We start from the raw sequence: 17157 nt of genomic DNA on the forward strand, positions 1-17157 counted from the left end.
CGCGGAAAAACGGACTTATGTCAGCCTATCTGACGTTTACTTACGCTGAAGCGTTCTAGTCTTGGCCTTTCCGTTCATCTGCGGGAGAGTTTAGTTCCGATCCGGCCTTATCTCGCTAGCAGCCAGACCAGCGCCAGGCTTCCGGCCACGATCCTGTACCAAGCGAACGGCGCGAACCCCCGCTTCGAAATTATGCCCACAAACCAACGGATCACCACCACCGCTACTATAAAGGAGACCACAAACCCCACCGCGACCAGATTCCACTCGACCGCCCCCGATGTCAGCTCGTGCCGGTTCTTGACCATTTCCAGCACCGTCGCGCCGAGCATGGTCGGCACCGCGAGGAAAAAGCTGAACTCGGCGGCCGTACGCCGCTCGACCCCCAGCGCCAGTGCGCCCATGATCGTCGCGCCCGACCGGCTGACGCCCGGGATCATTGCCAGGCATTGGATGAAGCCGATGCCGAGGGCGCGGCTGGTGGGCATCGCGGCGACACCCGGCTCGATGCTGGCGCGCTTCACCAATGCCTCGATCACCAGAATGGCGATGCCGCCGACGATCAGCGCCACGGCCACCACGATCGCGTTGCCGAGCAATGCTTCGATCTGCTTATGCAGCGCAAAGCCGATCACCGCCGCCGGCAGGAAGGCCAGCAGCAGGTTGCGCAGGAACCGCCAACTTGCCGGTTCGCGCTTGAGCAGGCCGACCGCGACCGCCCAGAACGTCCGCCAGTAAAGCACGATCACCGCCAGGATCGCGCCGAGCTGAATGATGACGTTGAACGTCGCCCAGGTCTCGGCCTTGTAGCCGAGCAGTTCCGAGGCAAGGATCAGGTGGCCGGTTGAGGAAACCGGCAGAAACTCGGTCAGCCCCTCGACGATGCCGAGCAGGATGGCGGTGATGAGCAGGGGCATGAAGACTCCAATTCTATCCCCTGCTCCGTTCGGGCTGAGCCTGTCGAAGCCCACCCTGCCTTTGCCGAGGTCTAAAGAAGAAGAAGAAGGGAGGCCTTCGACAAGCTCAGGCCGAACCGGCATTTCCTTATTTCTACTTGGTCAGCCCTCGACGGTGCTCATGCTGCCGAAGCGGCCATGCTTGCGATATTGGATCAGCCAGTCCGGCGCGACGGCGGCGAGCGGCGTGGGCCGAATACCGAATTCTTCGAGACCGGGCCCGCTCGCGACATTGTCGCGCTGGAGCATCAGCCACTGATCCCAGTTGATCGGCGCGCCGGGCAGCCAGCCGGTCGTTCGCGCCATCAGCGCGGCCAGTCCGTCGGGCATCGGCACCAGATGCGGCGAACGCCCTGTCCAGCCGGCGAGGCGCTGCAACAGCTCGGTCATGCCGATCCGTTCGGGGCCGGCAATCTCGTAGGTCTTGCCGGCATGGCGACCCGGATCGGTCACCGCCTGCACGATCGCCTGCGCCAGATCGGCGACGAACACCGGCTGGAATTTGGTGCCGCCGCGCACGACCGGCACCAGCGGCAGGCCGAGCATCCGCGCGAACCGGTTGGTGAAGGCGTCCTCGCGCCCGAACACGATCGAAGGGCGCAGGATCGTCGCGGACGGGAAGGCCGCGCGCACCGCTGCCTCGCCTTCGCCCTTGGTGCGGGCATAGCGGGATTCCGCGTTCGAGTCGGCGCCGATCGCCGAGACATGCACGAGCGCTTTTACGCCCGCCGCGGCCGCGGCCGCGGCGACATAGGCCGCTCCCTGTGCCTGGACCTGCTCCATCTTCGCAAAGCTGCCGACCAGGTTCACCACTGCGTCCGATCCGGCGAGCGCGCGCGCCACCGAATCCTTCTTGCGGACATCGGCTGCGAGGAACTGGATGCGGCCGATCCGTCCAAGGCGCAGGAAGAACGCCGCCTTGGGATCGCGCTGCACGACGCGCACGCGCGCGCCGGCATCGAACAATTGCTGCACCACATAGCGGCCGATGAAACCGCCGCCGCCGAATACCGTGACGATCGCGTCCTGCATGATCCCGTTGAGCTCCGTTCCCGGGCGCCTTGCCCCGCCGATGCTCGGTTGACAAGGCCGCGGACGCGCCGCTAAGCGCGCCGCCTACCCCGTGCCCAGGTGGCGGAATTGGTAGACGCACCAGCTTCAGGTGCTGGCGCTCGCAAGGGCGTGGAGGTTCGAGTCCTCTCCTGGGCACCACTGGTTAAAACTGGGCACCGGTACGGCCGCTGCCCGATCGCCGCGCATGAGCGCATGCTCGAGCGCCATTGCGGACCCGCTCCTTTCCGAGCGGGCCTGCTGGAGTTCGCGGGTGCGTCGTTCATCTGCAGTGTCTGACGCCTCCAGCACATGTGCTAAGAACTGCTCAAGATGCTCTGGCTGCAGCAGTCTCTCAAGCAGCGCGTCCATGACGATCCGGTCCAGCTCTCCCTTGAAATGCTATTGCATGCGCAGCGCCTAGCAGTGCCGGCTCGAGTTTGTCTTCGACACATCCGGCGTCTCGCGTCGCTTCAATATAAGTGGGTGTCGAGCTGCCCTGGTACCTAGCAGTGATTGCTCCGACGTGGAGTTGGCTGGGGCCGTTCCGACCTGTGACCATTGTACCTGGCCATTAAGCTACTCCAACGGGGTCAAGCCCGATTTATTGCGGCCTTGGCGGGCTGAACTCGAGGTGATCGGCTGCTGCGACCGCGGTAGCGATCATCGCCGCAAGGCCTCTTCAGCCCGCTGGCGCAGAGCCACGTCCTTCGATGCCAGGTCGGATCGGATCCAGTGGAGAGCTTGATTAAGCACGGAAATGACGATCGCGGTGAAGTCGGTGTTCATCGAATAGCGAAATCGCAGCCGGGCCGGGTTTGCAATGGGAAAGGCTGCGCTGCGCCCTTACCAGACACCCCGACCCCACTTGGCCAATGCCGCAAGCAGAAGCTCGGGGGATGCCGCGAAGTACGATCCCAACGAGATCCGGGTACATCCGGCAGTTGTGGCTAGGGGCCGTCGCACGAGCTAGGTTTCGCCTCGGTATCTGAGCTCGTTCACCAGAACGGAGAAGGCAGGCGTCGGTTGGCGCCGGCTCGGATAGTAGAGATGGTAGCCGGGGTAAGGCTCGCACCAATCCTTGAGAACGCGAACCAGGCGTCCCTTCGAGAGATGATTGATGACTTGATCCTCCGGGAGCATGGCCAACCCGAAGCCCCCGATGGCCGCTTCCAGGATCATGCTAGTGAGGTTGAACGTCAGCTGTCCGCTTACGCGGACATTCAGCTCTCGGCTGCCCTTCTCGAACTCCCATACATAGACGCCGCCATGCCGGGGAAGGCGGAGGTTGATGCAGCTGTGGCCAGTGAGATCCTGGGGCACCAGCGGCAAATCCCGGTCAGCGAAATAGGACGGTGACCCCACGACAGCCATCCGCATTTCCTGAGCGATGGGAACCGCGATCATATTCTTGTCGATGATCCCGCCAGGCCGCACGCCAGCGTCTATCTGCTCGGCGACGATGTCCGTGAGACCATAGCTGATGATGATCTCCAGGTTGATCTCTGGATAATGGGGCAGCAGCTTCTCGAAAGCGGGCCAGAGGACGCTCCGGGCGGCATGCTCCGTTGCCGTGATGCGCACCGTTCCGGCAGGCTTCTCGCGGAGCGCGCTTAGCGCCGAGAGGCCATCCTCGATCCCATCAAGGTGCGAGCCGATCATCTCCAAAAGTCGCTCCCCGGCTTCGGTCGGCGAGACGCTTCGTGTCGTTCGCGCGAGCAACCGAACGCCGAGGCGCTCCTCGAGGCTTCGCATCGTCTGGCTGATCCTTGATGCCTACACGCCGAGCTTGGCAGCCGCGCGCGTGAAACTTCGCTCGCGCGCGACGGTCGCGAACGTGACCAGGTCATTGATGTTGGTCTGGAGCATTGATTAGCCCGGCTAACAAGCGAATGCCGGTTATAGCGTCTAATCTTATGCTCGGACAAAGCATAAATGGCTGTCTCCCTCAAAGGAGAGACCGATGAGCGACCATTGCAACGGTGGATGCAATCATCCCACGGGGACAGGAGCCGATCTCAGCCGGCGCTCCGTTCTCGCGGGCGTCTCTGGCTTTTCGGCGGCTCCGCTGCTTGCCACGGGAGCCGCAGCGCAGACCAGATCAAGCGGTGCCGCTCGCACTAGGGCGTACGGGATTCCGCAGAGCAAGGCTCCATTCCAGCCGCTCCAAATTCCCCGACGAGCGGTTGGGCCGGATGACGTGCTGATCGACATCCTCTATTCGGCCATCTGTCATTCCGACATTCACATCGCCCGCGAAGAGTGGGGGCCGCCCTATCCCTCGACGCTCTTTCCCTGCGTCCCCGGCCACGAGGTGATCGGTCGGGTGGCGGCAGTCGGGAACGCGGTTACCAAGTTTCGGGTCGGTGACACGGTCGGGGCGGGACCCATGATCGCCTCATGCAGAAGCTGTGAAAACTGCAGGGCTGATCTCGAGCAATATTGCCAGGTTGGCTGGACCCTCGCGTTCAACACCCCTGACAAGATCTCCGGTGGACATAATTATGGTGGCTTCGCCGAGCGGATCATGCTCCCCGAGCACTTCGTGATGCGCATCCCGCCCCGCATGAACCTCGCGGCCGCCGCGCCGCTGCTCTGCGCCGGCATCACGACCTTCTCGCCACTCCAGCATTGGGATGCCTCGGCCGGAAAGCGGGTCGGCATCATCGGTCTCGGAGGCCTGGGACATTTGGGGGTGAAGCTCGCGGCAGCACGCGGCGCCGACGTGACCGTCTTCACCAGTTCACCGGGAAAAGTGGACGACGCGCGACGCCTTGGAGCGCGTGAAGGCGTGCTGTGGACAGAGACGGGTATGCTCGAGCCATATGCGGACAAGTTTGACCTGCTCATCTCCACGCTGCCGGTAGTTGTCCCCACGACGCCGTTCACGAACCTGCTGAGGCTCGACGGGACACTGGTCATCGTCGGCGCTCGGGAGCCGATCGACAATGTGACCGGAGCTGGGCTGTGGGGGCGGCGGCGCAACGTGTCTGCCTCGTTGATGGGAGGCATGGCCGAGACGCAGGCGATGATCGACTATTGCGCGTCGCGAAACATTGTCGCCGACATCGAGCTTATCAGTCCCGACCAGATCGACCGTGCGTTCGACAGGGTCAAGGCGAAGGACGTCCGGTACCGCTTCGTGCTAGACTTGACACGCGGCCGGCAGGCGCCGGCTCAAGCCTGATCGCGGGAGGAGGTGAAATGAGCCCTTTGCGCTCGCTCTCGCTCGCGATCTTCCTGCTGGCGAGCCCCGCCGCTGGCGCAGTCCAGCAGAGACAAGGAGAGACCATGGAAATCGTACGTCTCGGCACCCGTCCGTCCAGCCCTGCTCCGGCCGAATATTTCACCGGGCGAGTCCGTCTAGAGCGGGTGTTCGACGCCAACGAGCAATCGTCGGTATCCGCCGGCAAAGTCACATTCGAGCCTGGCGCCCGCTCGCACTGGCACACGCATCCACGTGGTCAGAGGCTTATCGTCACCGACGGCATCGGCTGGACTCAGGTGGAAGGCGGAGCTGTCGAGGAGATCAGGCCCGGCGACGTGGTCTGGTGTCCACCGGGTGTGAAGCATTGGCACGGCGCGTCCGCGACGCACGCGATGACTCACATCGCCGTGCAGGAGGCCATCAACGGTCGCAACGTCGACTGGATGGAGCCCGTCACCGACCAGCAATACGGCGCCCGGGAAGCCAGGCCATGAGCGCCGCCGCGCGAGAGCGATCGGAAAGCGGCGCGGCACTGATCCTTCGTCTCATGCCCATCGCGGCAGCCGTTTTCGTCTGCTTCTTCATCATCGGAATGGCGATGCCGGTGCTGCCGGTCTATGTTCACGACTGCCTCGGGATGGGCACCTTCATTGTTGGGCTAATCGCCGGAAGCCAGTTCACCGCCTCGCTGATTTCCCGCTTCTGGGCCGGCCGCTTCGCTGACGCGCGGGGCGCCAAGCGGGCCATGGTCATCGGCCTTGTCACCGCCGCTTTTTCGGGCCTCATCTACCTCGTCTCGCTGAGGATCGCCGGTGCCGTCACCTGGTCGACGGTCGTTCTTCTGTTAGGACGCGGCGTGCTCGGCGCGGCCGAAAGCTTTGTCATCACCGGCGCGCTGAGTTGGGGCCTTGCCATCGGCGGGCCCGACAATTCCGGGACCGTGATGGCCTGGCTCGGAATGCCGATGTACGCTGCCTTTGCCGCCGGCGCACCTGCTGGATCCTCCCTTTATGCAACCAACGGGTTTGGAGCGATCGCATGGGCGACTGTGCTTGCGCCGCTTGTCGCCTTAATGGCAATCGGTGCCAGGCGCGGCGTTCGGCCTGCGCGGGCGACTCCGCCGTCGTTGAAGAGCGTTGCGGGCGCCGTCGTTGCGCCTGGCATGGGGCTAGCCCTCAGCAGCATCGGTTTCGGTGCGATCACGATCTTCACGGCTCTCATGTTCAATCAACGGGGTTGGAGCGGCGCCTGGATCGCCGTCTCGGCGCTGAGCATTGCCTTCATTCTGGCCCGTGTGCTGTTCGGTCACCTTCCCGATCGGCTCGGAGGCACACGGGTCGCGGTCATGAGCGCGGTGATTGAAGCGGTGGGGCTCATCCTCATCTGGGCCGCCTCGTCGCCGAGTCTGGTGTTTGCAGGGGCAGCCCTAACCGGCTTGGGCTACTCGCTCGTCTATCCGGCTTTCGGCGTGGAGGCTGTCCGCCGGGCGCCTCCTCAAAGCGGCGGGCTTGTCATGGGAGCCTATACCGCGTGCCTTGATCTCGGGCTCGGCATCGGCGGTCCGCTGCTCGGCCTGGTCGCCGCGCGATGGAGCCTCTCAGCCACTTTCCTGGCCAGCAGCATCATCGTCCTCGGCGCTATATTTGTTGCCATGCAACTCATGGCCCGGAACCGCATGCAACGAGGAATGACAGCATGATCGGTCAGCTTTTGCTCCTCGCTCTCTCAGCCTCAGCCACGTCGGCTGTCACACAGCCTAATCGCACGGAAAGCGGCTTCTTTATGCAGATCCCATCGGAACGGCGCGAACAGATCGAAGCGGTCTCCCCGGCTTATGGCGCGTACTCACAGCGTCTGCTCCTCGGCGAGCTATGGCAACGCCCGCAGCTCTCGCGGCGGGATCGCAGCATCGTTACGGTGGCGGCCCTGATCGCGAAGAACCAGACTCGTGACATGCGGCTCCACTTCGGGCTGGCATTGGACAACGGCGTGACACCGGCTGAGCTCTCCGAGATCATCACGCACCTGGCCTTCTATGCCGGCTGGCCCAATGCCGCATCCGCCATCGATATCGCCTACGATGTCTTTCACGATCGGAGGATCGGACAAGACCAGCTTACCCCGGAGCGGCCGACCTTGTTGCGGATCGATCAGATTGCCGAGGACGCTCGAGAGGCCAGGGTGCAGGAGAGCGTGGGCCCGGTGAGCCCGGGGCTGGTCGATTACACGCGCGATACCCTTTTTCACGAAGTGTGGCTGAGGCCCGGCCTGGCGCCTCGTGATCGCAGTCTGATCACCGTGGCGGCTCTCGTTGCGAACGGGAATACCGGGCAGATATCCGGCCATCTGACGCGCGCCATGGACAATGGCCTAACCCGCGTCGAAGCCGGGGAAATCCTGACTCAGGTGGCGTTCTACGCGGGCTGGCCTGCTGCGTTCACCGCGGCGCCGGCCTTCAAGGCTGTGTTCGACGAGCGGAAGTAGGCAGACGGCGGTCCGTGCTGGATGGCGCTTCGTTCCTACAGCAGAGACATGGCTTCGAACCCGCTCATGCCTCACCGACGGGGTCGAAATGCTAGACTGGGGCTTGCAACTCGGATGGTCCCTGACGACGGGTAACGTCCGCCTTCGCGGCTTCGGACCGGAAGCAGCCAGTCCGCTTATTGCCAACATCTGGCAGATGTCAGGCAGTAACGGCGAGCGCGCTGCGCGCGTCAGTGCCGCGTCGCTCGCGGACCGCAGGTTGCGTACGCACAACCGGCTGATCCATTGTCAACGACGAACCGTGCGGGCGGCGCTGATCCTGCTTGGCATGGCTCTGAAGACCAGCGTCGGTGGTGGCCGGCTATCACAGCTTCTATCCTTTATCGTTCCGCGCCGAGCCAGTGAAACGGCCGCGGGTCGAAGTCGTTAGCCGCTAAGCCAACTGGTGACAGTTTCCGGACCAAGGACTCAGCAGGGGGCGGTCCCTTTCTGAGCCGCTTTTTGCGACCTCGGATGTCGGCGATGTCGGTCAGCACAACAATTGAAACTTATAGCGCCAAGAGATCGGCCCTACCGTCGCGGCCCTCGAGCGGGCTGGTTCAGGAAGAGTTTGACGTCGGTGCGGCCGCAGCTTCATTCGCCCGGAGCAGAAATCTCTGCAGCTTACCGCTGGGCGTCTTAGGGAGGTCTGCCACGAACTCGATTTCTCGCGGGTAGGCATGGGCGGAGAGGCGGGTCTTGACGTGGCGCCGCAGGGCTTCGGCTAGCTCGCTGTCCGGCTCGAAGCCTGCGTTCAACACCACGAAGGCCTTGATGATCTCGGTCCTTTGCGGGTCGGGCTTGCCGATCACGGCCGACTCGAGGACGGCTTCGTGCTCGATCAGTGCGCTTTCAACATCGAAGGGTCCGACACGATAGCCCGAGGTGGTGATGACATCGTCGGCGCGGCCGACGAAGGAGATGCTGCCGTCGTCATTCCACTCCACCGTGTCGCCGCTGAGATAATAGCTGCCCTGCAGCGAGGGCGTGTCTCGCTCGTGATAGCCGCCGAACCACATCATCGGGGATGCCGTCACGTCGAGCGCTAGTTCGCCGGCCTCGCCGATCCCCAGTTCTCGACCATCGGGCGACAGAACGGCTATCCGGTATCCGGGCGACGGGTAGCCCGCGCTGCCGATTCGGACCGGATGATCAAAGGCGTGATGGTTGCATAGCACCATTCCCACTTCCGTCTGACCGTAATGGTCGCGGATGGGTGCCTGCAGATGGCGATCAAACCAGCGGATGATCTCAGGATTGAGCGGCTCCCCCGCGCTGCTGACAGCACGTAGCTGCCCCCTGACGCGCGCCGCTTTCTCCGAACCGCCGCCCACGAGCATCCGATAGGCGGTCGGCGACCCGGCGAGGTTGGTCACGCCGTACTCGATGATGGTGTCGTAGGTGGAATCGACGGTGAAGCCGTCTTGGTGAAAGATTGTCGAAGCGCCCATCGCGAGCGGTCCGGTGACTGCATAGTAGAGACCGTAGGCCCAGCCCGGATCGGCGAGGTTCCAGAAACGCTCCGTCGGCTCCAGCCCGACCGCGTCGCGCATATAGGCGACGAACGCGGCAATAGCGCGAATCGGGACCAGCATCGGTTTCGGTAGCCCGGTTGTTCCTGACGTAAACATCATCAGGAAAGGATCGTCCGCCCCGCAAGCGACCGGTTCGAACATCTCGGCCTGGCACTCGGTCAGTGCCCAGAAATCTTCTGCCGCGTTCGTAGCCCCGATGCCGATCACGGGGACATTCTCGATCCCGGAAAGCTTGGCCCGGTTCGTTTGATCGCAGACGATTACGCGCGTCTTCGCCAGCTCGATGCGATGCTCGATCGCCTTCGGTCCGAACGCGGTGAACAATGGCTGATACACTGCGCCGAGGCGCCAAGTAGCGAGAATGACGATGAGCAGTTCCGGAGTGCGCGGCAGCAGTCCCGCAACCCGGTCGCCGGGGCCGACGCCCAGCCCCCGCAGCACGTGCGCGAACTGCGAGGATCGTCGCTTCAACTCCGAATATGACCAGTCCCTTCTCTGACCGGAGGTGCTGCGATGGGTGAGTGCGATCCTGCCAGGAACGCTGGCGTGACGGTCGCAGCAAACCTCTGCCGCGTTCATCCGACCTTCCTCATCCATCGCGAGGAACGCGGAGGCGGCGGCAAGGTCGAACTCCTCGACGGCCCGACGGTATGATCGCCGGGGGGAGCTCAGTACCCCATCATGAGTTGGCGGCGACGACATGGCGATCCTGCTCCTGTTCGAAATCTCGAATGTTGCCAGGCTTCCTCGCGGCACGGGCCGGTGCGACGAAGGAGCGCTTCATTTCGCATACCGCATCGTAAGGCTTGATCCGCGTAGCGACCGTCAGCTGACGTCGAAAACGCCGAGGCGATGACCGTTGTCAGTCCTTGAGAGCAGCGGATCGCTGCCTTGTTCTCAGCTGGCGCGTCCGGAACTGGCGCGGCGTCGATCCGGTCGCCTTGCGGAAGGCGAATCCGAAGCTTGAAGACGACCCGAAGCCGAGCAGGAATGCGATCTCGGCAATGCTGCGCGGGGTGTCGAGCAGGCGCTTGGCCCGATCGATCATGGCCTGGCTGACATATTCGCCAATGGTCATGCCCGTGCTCGACCGGAAACCGCGGGTCAGTTGCCGGGCGGACATCCCGCAAATGCCGGCCAGCTCTGCCAGTGTCGGCGGCGCGTCGTCGCCGGCGACACGCTCCTTGACGAGACGGAGTCGCCAGGCCGCGAGCCCGCCGCGTGCAGGATCATCGGCTGTCGCTTCGCAATATCGAGCGACCTCGATTGCCAGCTGATCGACGAGCGCGGAGGCCAGTGCGCGGCTGCCAAGACCAGGAGTCCGCGCTTCCTCGGCAAGCCGAAACAGGCAGGCGCGCATATGCGGCTGAGCGATGTCGAGTGCTCCGGCGAGGCGCGCGGATGTCCACCCGCTTCCCTCCGAGAGCCATCGCCCCACGGCGCTGGCCTTGATCTCGCAGACGATCGACATCTGGTTCGCGGGCCCGTCGCTCAGGATGTGAAGCGCATGCTCGGGTGGGACGAGAAAGATTTCGCCGATGCGCTCATAGCGATGGGGGCCCCAATGCTGGGCGTAGCATCCGCGCGCATTGTCGGGGCGCGGCGTCAGACACATGTCGAGCCAATAGCAATCGCCGGTGCGAAAGGTTCGTGACGACGGGCGCTCGATCCTGAAGCGCCGGAAGCGCGCGGTTGCTGTCGACACCACGAGCTCGGTCTGCGGAAACGCGAGGCTCCCATCTTCCCATCCGCCAGCATCTGGCTCGGCTTGTCGCATTTGGCCCGTTCAATCGAAAATGGCTCGATATCTACATGTCGCCTTATTGCGGCCCGACGGCAACTCTGAAAGATTTTCGATCGCGATAATGCCGACAAAGTTGGCATCGACGGGAGAGGGACATGAGCAAGCCTTTGTTCGACTGTACCGGCAAGGTTACGCTGGTGACCGGCGGCAATGGCGGGATTGGTCTGGGCTTCGCCACCGGCATCGCACGCATGGGCGGCAGCCTTGCGATATGGGCGCGCAATCCGGAGAAAAATGCGGCCGCAAAACAGGCCCTGATCGCGGCCGGCGCTGCGCGGGTGGAAACCTATGTCGTCGATGTCTCGGGAGAGGTCGCGATCCTAGCCGGCTACGAGCAGCTCATGGCCGACTTCGGCCGGATCGATTGCGTCTTCGCCAATTCCGGCGCGAGCCCGCGCTACAAGTCGATCTTCGACATGCCGACCGAGCATTGGTTCGAGTTTCAGAACACCGCGCTCCACGGCGCATTCTTTACCCTGCGCGAGGGGGCCCGCCACATGAAGGCGCGCGCCGAAGCGGGCGAACCCGGCGGCAGCCTGGTTGCCTGCGGCAGCCTTTCGCTGTTCCAGGGCCTGCCCGGCAAGGCGGAATATGCCGCGGCAAAAAGCGGCGCTGCAGCCGTGATCCGCTCGCTTGCCGCGGAAATGGGACAATATGGAGTGCGCGCCAATGTCGTCGCACCCGGTCTCATCATCACGCCGATGATGGGCCCAGTGGACGGGCCAGCGGTCCAATATCTGAAAGGGCAGTACGAACCGGTCACGCCGATGAAGCGCGTCGGCTATCCGGAGGACTTTGAGGGGATCGGCGGCTACCTCTGCTCGGACGCATCGAGCTTCCTCACCGGCCAGGTCATCACGATCGATGGCGGCTACATGATCCGCGGATAGGAGGGCGACGGCATGGCTTACCTGCTTAGGATCCACGACAAGGACGATGTCCGCCTCGACACCTATTCCCGGCCGGAGCCGGGACCGCGCGATGTCGTCGTGAAGATGAAAGCCTGCGGCATTTGCGGCAGCGACCTTTCGTACATCAAGCATGGCGGAATCCCCACGCCGGGCACATTGACGGCCCTCGGCCATGAAGGTGCGGGTGAGCTGCTCCACGTCGGCAGCGAAGTCGAGGGGCTGAGCGTCGGCCAGCCCGTCATCGTCAATCCGATGAACACGCCCAGCTACATCGGCAGCGGCGGACCCGAGGGGGCGTTTACCGAGGAGCTGCTGGTTCGGGATGCTCGTCTCGGTGCCTCGATCCTGCCGATCCCCGAGGGCATTGCCTATGATGTCGCGGCGATGTGCGAGCCGCTCTCGGTCGCGATGCACGGGGTGAATCGCGCCCAGGCGAAGGAGGGCGACAAGCTCGCGATATTCGGCTGCGGCCCCATTGGGCTCGGCATGGTGCTGTGGGCGGTCGACCGCGGCTGCGACGTTATCGCGCTCGATCTGGCGGAAGAGCGACTCGACCGCGCTCGTGCACTCGGCGCTCGCACGATCAACCCCGCGAGTGAGGACGTCATCGCGCGGATCAAGGAACTGCATGGGACCGTCGCCGTCTTCGGCCGCGAGAAGGCGCAGACCGACGCCTATATCGACGCCGCGGGCGCGCCGATGATCCTCGGGCAAGTGGTTACGCTCGCCAAGACCCATGCCCGCCACGTCATCACCGCCGCCTATATGAGCCCGATAGAGCTGCCGGCGGGGCCGATGCTGACCACCGAGATGACCATTACGACTGCGGTCGGTTATCCGACGGAGTTTCCCGAAGTCATTGCTGCAATGCCGCGGCTGGAGGACAAGATCAGCAGCCTGATCAGTCACCGCATCCCGTTCGCCAGGGTGATCGAAGGTCTCGGCATCGCAGCGCAGCCGGACTCGGCGAAAGTAATGGTCGAGTTTACCGAGGCCGGGCAATGACGAAGGCGGGATCGCCCGCGCTGGCAAGCCTGGTTCGGGCCGGAGACGCGCAGAGCGAGGCGATCGCGATCACGCCGTTCGTCTGGCAGGTCAACGACATCTCCAATCTCTATCTGATCAACACTGCCGACGGCGATGTGCTGATCAATACCGGCTTCATGGACAATAGCGAGCGCAACCGCGCGCTGCTCGCGCCGCATCGCTCCGGCCCCTTGCGCCGGATCGTCCTGACGCAAAGCCATGCCGACCATTTCGGCGGCGTCGACGCGTTTCGGGAGGCGGAGACGATCGTGATTGGCGGTCCGGGTTTCGACCAGGCCTGGGCCGACATGAAGCGGTTGCAGCCCTTCTTCGGTCCGCGCTCCGCCAAGCTGTGGGGCAATACGCTCAAGCGCGGTGGTGCGCCGCGCCCTGCGCCTGACGTTAAGCCCGATGTGCTGGTCGATCGCACGCTTGCCTTCGAGCAGGGCGGGCGCCGCTTCGAGCTGATTCATGCGCCCGAAGGCGAAACGGTAGATGGCCTGATCGTCTGGCTTCCCAACGAACGCATCGCCTTCACCGGCAACCTGACCGGTCCGGTATGGCTTTCGATGCCTTTCCTTTGCACCGTGCGCGGCGACAAGCCGCGGGCGGTTTGGAACTATCTCGCCTCGCTCGAAAAGCTGCGGGCGCTCGACGCGGACATGGTTGTCACCGGTCATGGCGAGCCGATCCGCGGCCGCGAGCGCATTCGAGCTGACATTGACCGGATGTACGGCGCGGTCTCCTGGGTCCGCGACTACACGCTGGACGGGATGAATGCCGGCAAGACCGTTCACGAGCTTATGCGCTCGGTTCGCCTGCCCGATCACCTCGCCATCGGCGAGTTTCACGGAAAGGTCAGCTGGGCGGTCAGATCGATCTGGGATCAATATGCCGGATGGGTGCATTACGAGGATGGCACGACGGCACTCTATGGCGTCCCCCGGTCTGACATCGATGCCGAACTTGCAGAACTTGCCGGCATTCAAGCGCTTTGCGAGCTCGCGCGGCGACATCTTGGCGCTGCCCGTTCGCTCCAAGCCATCCACCTGCTCGACATCGCGCTTGCCGGCGAACCGGATAACCGGGAAGCCCTGGCGCTGCGCAAGACCGCGCACGAGCATCTGCTTCGCGCAAGCGGCGGAACGAATTTGTCGGAGACGATGTGGCTCCGGTCGGAGATAGCGGCGATGCAAGCCACCCTCGGCGAGGAGCAAAGCTAGCGTTCACCGGCTAACAATTCCTCTGCTTTGTCCGGTCGCACCGATCGTGTGAAGCGGCCACGCAGCAAAAGAAGCGGATTGATTGATGACCCACCCCTTGACCCACCTTCAGCGCCTCGAGGCCGAAGCCATACATATCATGCGCGAGGTGGTAGCCGAGGCTGAACGGCCGGTCATGCTCTATTCGGTCGGCAAGGACAGTGCGGTGATGTTGCACCTGGCGCGCAAGGCCTTTTACCCGTCGCCGCCGCCGTTCCCGCTTCTCCACGTCGACACCACTTGGAAGTTCCGGGCGATGTACGAGCTGCGCGACCGGATGGCTCGGGATTCCGGCATGGAGTTGCTGGTCTATCATAACCCCGAGGCGCAGGAGCGCGGCATCAACCCGTTCGACCACGGTCCCTTGCACACCGACATGTGGAAAACCGAGGGCCTCAAGCAGGCGCTCGACAAATATGGCTTCGACGCCGCTTTCGGTGGCGCGCGGCGCGACGAGGAGAAAAGCCGGGCGAAGGAACGGATCTTCAGCTTCCGCACCGCCAGTCACGGCTGGGACCCGAAGAACCAGCGACCCGAGCTATGGAACCTCTACAATGCGCGCAAGCAGAAGGGCGAGAGCATCCGCGTCTTCCCGATCTCCAACTGGACAGAACTCGACGTCTGGCAATATATTCAGCTGAACGACGTGCCTATCGTGCCGCTTTATTTCGCGGCGCGGCGCCCGACGGTCGAGCGCGACGGCATGCTGCTGATGGTCGATGACGACCGCTTTCCACTCCGCCCCGGCGAAGTGCCCGTGGAGCGTTCGATCCGTTTCCGCACGCTCGGCTGCTATCCGCTCACGGGCGCGGTCGAAAGCGAGGCGGCGACCCTTTCCGAAGTGATCCAGGAAACGCTGCTGACCACGACCAGCGAGCGTCAGGGCCGGGCCATCGACAAGGATGCCGGCGCAGCGGGCATGGAAGTCAAGAAGCAGCAGGGGTATTTCTGATGAGCGACAGCCTCGCCCAAGACCCCGTCTACAAGACCGAAACGCTGATCGCCGAGGACATCGAGGCCTATCTCGACCAGCATCAGCACAAGACGATGCTGCGCTTCATCACCTGCGGCAGTGTCGACGACGGTAAATCGACGTTGATCGGGCGCCTGCTTTACGACAGCAAGATGATCTTCGAGGATCAGCTCGCCGCGCTGGAAGCCGACAGCAAGCGCGTCGGGACCCAGGGCCAGGAGATCGATTTCGCCCTCCTCGTCGACGGTCTGGCCGCCGAGCGCGAGCAAGGCATCACGATCGATGTCGCCTATCGCTTCTTCAACACCGAGAAGCGGAAGTTCATCGTCGCAGACTGCCCCGGACATGAGCAGTACACGCGCAACATGGTCACCGGCGCGTCGACCGCCGACCTCGCGGTCATCCTGATCGACGCGAGGAAAGGCGTGCTCGTCCAGACCCGCCGGCACAGCTATTTGTGCCACCTGATCGGGATCAAGAACCTGGTCCTCGCGGTCAACAAGATGGACCTGATCGATTACGATCAGACCAAATACGACGCCATCGTCGCCAATTATGCGGCATTCGCGAAGTCGATCGGCATTGAGCGCTTCACCGCGATCCCGATCTCGGGCTTCAAGGGTGACAACATCACGACTGCGCCGAGCGCGAACACACCCTGGTACACGGGGCCGAGCCTGGTCGCGCATCTCGAGACGGTCGAAGTCCTGTCGAGCGAGGACCAGGCGAAGCCGTTCCGGCTGCCGGTCCAGTGGGTCAATCGTCCCAACCTCGACTTCCGCGGCTTTTCCGGGTTGATCGCGACCGGAGCGGTCAAGCCCGGCGACGAGGTCCGAGTGCTGCCCTCCGGCAAGACCAGCACCGTGAGCCGTGTGGTCACGTTCGACGGGGATCTCGACGAGGGTGTCGCCGGGCAGTCGGTGACCGTCTGCTTTGCCGACGAAATCGATTGCAGTCGCGGCAATGTTATCGCCGCCGCCGACGCGCCGCCCCAGGCGGCCGATCAGTTCGAGGCGACCTTGGTGTGGATGGCCGACGAGGCGATGCATGTCGGCCGCGCCTATTGGCTTAAGCTCGGCACGCAGATGGTCTCGACGACGGTCCAGCAACCGAAATACGAGATCAACGTCAACACGATGGAACATCTGGCGGCCAAGACGCTGCAGCTTAACTCCATCGGCGTCGCCGAACTCGCGACCGACAAGCCGATCGTCTTCGAGCCCTATGCCGAGAACCGTGCGTTGGGCGGCTTCATCCTAATCGACAAGCTGACCAACGCGACTGTCGCGGCGGGCATGCTGCATTTCAGCCTGCGTCGCGCGCAGAATGTTCACTGGCAGCCGCTCGACATCGATCGCCGGGAGCATGCGCGGCTCAAGAACCAGACGCCGAGAGTGTTGTGGTTCACCGGCTTGTCCGGCGCCGGCAAATCGACCATCGCGAATGAGGTCGAGAAGCGCCTCAATCTGATGAACCGGCATACCTTCCTGCTGGATGGCGACAATATCCGCCATGGCCTCAACCGCGACCTCGGCTTCACCGAGGCGGATCGCATCGAGAATATCCGCCGCGTCGGCGAGGTCGCAAAGCTGATGGCGGATGCCGGGCTGATCGTGCTGACGGCGTTCATCTCGCCGTTCCGCGCGGAGCGCGAAATGGTGAGGAAGATGCTGCCGGACGGCGAATTCATCGAAATCTATGTTGAGACCCCGCTCGATGTCGCGGAGCGCCGCGACGTGAAGGGATTGTACAAGAAAGCCAGGGCGGGCGACCTCAAGAACTTCACCGGCATCGACAGCCCCTATGAGCCGCCCGAAAATCCAGAGATCCGCGTCGACACGGTGGCGATGACGCCCGCACAAGCGGCCGAGCACATCATTCGAGCGATCCTGCCTCTCAAATGAGCAAG

General features: G+C 63.6%; 15 protein-coding genes, 1 tRNA gene and 1 pseudogene. 10 read left to right on the forward strand and 7 right to left on the reverse strand.

The window, feature by feature from the left end:
- Nucleotides 1-107 precede the first annotated feature (107 nt).
- Both ACFSCW_RS15280 and ACFSCW_RS15285 read right to left on the reverse strand, forming a co-directional pair.
- Nucleotides 108-917: an undecaprenyl-diphosphate phosphatase gene (locus tag ACFSCW_RS15280; protein WP_380890986.1), complete on the reverse strand. Its 810-nt coding sequence runs from the start codon at nt 915-917 to the stop codon at nt 108-110.
- Nucleotides 918-1058: 141 nt separating this feature from the next.
- Nucleotides 1059-1988 carry a complex I NDUFA9 subunit family protein gene (locus ACFSCW_RS15285; RefSeq protein ID WP_380890987.1) on the reverse strand — a complete coding sequence of 310 codons (930 nt, stop codon included), beginning with the start codon at nt 1986-1988 and terminating at the stop codon, nt 1059-1061.
- 93 nt (nt 1989-2081) lie between these two features.
- Between ACFSCW_RS15285 and ACFSCW_RS15290 the strand changes: the two genes are divergently transcribed.
- Nucleotides 2082-2168 (forward strand) — tRNA-Leu (locus ACFSCW_RS15290).
- Between the two features lie 501 nt (nt 2169-2669).
- Here ACFSCW_RS15290 and ACFSCW_RS15295 read toward each other — a convergent pair.
- The 3 genes and pseudogenes from ACFSCW_RS15295 to ACFSCW_RS16775 form a co-directional block, all read right to left on the reverse strand.
- Nucleotides 2670-2795: a hypothetical protein gene (locus tag ACFSCW_RS15295; RefSeq protein ID WP_380890989.1), complete on the reverse strand. Its 126-nt coding sequence runs from the start codon at nt 2793-2795 to the stop codon at nt 2670-2672.
- 180 nt (nt 2796-2975) lie between these two features.
- Nucleotides 2976-3668 carry a LysR substrate-binding domain-containing protein gene (locus ACFSCW_RS15300; RefSeq protein ID WP_380891285.1) on the reverse strand — a complete coding sequence of 231 codons (693 nt, stop codon included), beginning with the start codon at nt 3666-3668 and terminating at the stop codon, nt 2976-2978.
- 24 nt (nt 3669-3692) lie between these two features.
- Nucleotides 3693-3875: pseudogene (locus ACFSCW_RS16775) on the reverse strand (helix-turn-helix domain-containing protein); the annotation flags it as partial.
- A 331-nt stretch (nt 3876-4206) separates the two neighbouring features.
- Between ACFSCW_RS16775 and ACFSCW_RS15310 the strand changes: the two are divergent.
- Genes ACFSCW_RS15310 through ACFSCW_RS15325 form a run of 4 tightly spaced genes read left to right on the forward strand, consistent with a single transcriptional unit; the run spans nt 4207 to nt 7698 of the window.
- Complete coding sequence (locus tag ACFSCW_RS15310) at nt 4207-5193, forward strand: NAD(P)-dependent alcohol dehydrogenase (protein ID WP_380890992.1); 987 nt, start codon at nt 4207-4209, stop codon at nt 5191-5193.
- Nucleotides 5194-5210: 17 nt separating this feature from the next.
- Nucleotides 5211-5708 (forward strand): (R)-mandelonitrile lyase, encoded by a 498-nt coding sequence (locus ACFSCW_RS15315; RefSeq protein WP_380890994.1) that lies wholly within the window; start codon nt 5211-5213, stop codon nt 5706-5708.
- Entirely contained in the window at nt 5705-6913 is a 1209-nt protein-coding gene (locus ACFSCW_RS15320) for an arabinose transporter (protein WP_380890996.1), read from the forward strand. Before ACFSCW_RS15315 ends, ACFSCW_RS15320 begins: the two co-directional genes overlap by 4 nt.
- Nucleotides 6910-7698 carry a carboxymuconolactone decarboxylase family protein gene (locus ACFSCW_RS15325; RefSeq protein WP_380890998.1) on the forward strand — a complete coding sequence of 263 codons (789 nt, stop codon included), beginning with the start codon at nt 6910-6912 and terminating at the stop codon, nt 7696-7698. Before ACFSCW_RS15320 ends, ACFSCW_RS15325 begins: the two co-directional genes overlap by 4 nt.
- A gap of 599 nt (nt 7699-8297) precedes the next feature.
- Here the strand turns inward: ACFSCW_RS15325 and ACFSCW_RS15330 are convergent.
- Nucleotides 8298-9974, reverse strand: a complete 1677-nt coding sequence (locus ACFSCW_RS15330) for an AMP-binding protein (RefSeq protein ID WP_380891001.1) — start codon at nt 9972-9974, stop codon at nt 8298-8300.
- A gap of 160 nt (nt 9975-10134) precedes the next feature.
- Nucleotides 10135-10977 carry a helix-turn-helix transcriptional regulator gene (locus ACFSCW_RS15335; protein ID WP_380891003.1) on the reverse strand — a complete coding sequence of 281 codons (843 nt, stop codon included), beginning with the start codon at nt 10975-10977 and terminating at the stop codon, nt 10135-10137.
- A gap of 194 nt (nt 10978-11171) precedes the next feature.
- On the opposite strand from ACFSCW_RS15335, the gene ACFSCW_RS15340 reads away from it, so the two are divergent.
- The 5 genes from ACFSCW_RS15340 (at nt 11172) to cysN (ending at nt 17152) form a co-directional block, all read left to right on the forward strand.
- The gene (locus ACFSCW_RS15340) at nt 11172-11966 is read left to right on the forward strand and encodes an SDR family NAD(P)-dependent oxidoreductase (protein ID WP_380891005.1); all 795 of its coding nucleotides are present in this window, start codon (nt 11172-11174) and stop codon (nt 11964-11966) included.
- A 12-nt stretch (nt 11967-11978) separates the two neighbouring features.
- Nucleotides 11979-12992, forward strand: a complete 1014-nt coding sequence (locus ACFSCW_RS15345; protein WP_380891008.1) for a zinc-dependent alcohol dehydrogenase — start codon at nt 11979-11981, stop codon at nt 12990-12992.
- Entirely contained in the window at nt 12989-14236 is a 1248-nt protein-coding gene (locus tag ACFSCW_RS15350; RefSeq protein ID WP_380891011.1) for an MBL fold metallo-hydrolase, read from the forward strand. The genes ACFSCW_RS15345 and ACFSCW_RS15350 overlap by 4 nt, the downstream gene beginning before the upstream one ends.
- Before the next feature lie 85 nt (nt 14237-14321).
- Entirely contained in the window at nt 14322-15227 is a 906-nt protein-coding gene (gene cysD / locus ACFSCW_RS15355) for a sulfate adenylyltransferase subunit CysD (RefSeq protein ID WP_380891013.1), read from the forward strand.
- Nucleotides 15227-17152, forward strand: coding sequence for a sulfate adenylyltransferase subunit CysN (gene cysN / locus ACFSCW_RS15360; protein WP_380891016.1), 1926 nt, complete (start codon nt 15227-15229; stop codon nt 17150-17152). Before cysD ends, cysN begins: the two co-directional genes overlap by 1 nt.
- Nucleotides 17153-17157: the final 5 nt, after the last annotated feature.

The organism is Sphingomonas tabacisoli (assembly GCF_042678385.1).
Lineage (GTDB): Bacteria > Pseudomonadota > Alphaproteobacteria > Sphingomonadales > Sphingomonadaceae > Sphingomonas_B > Sphingomonas_B tabacisoli.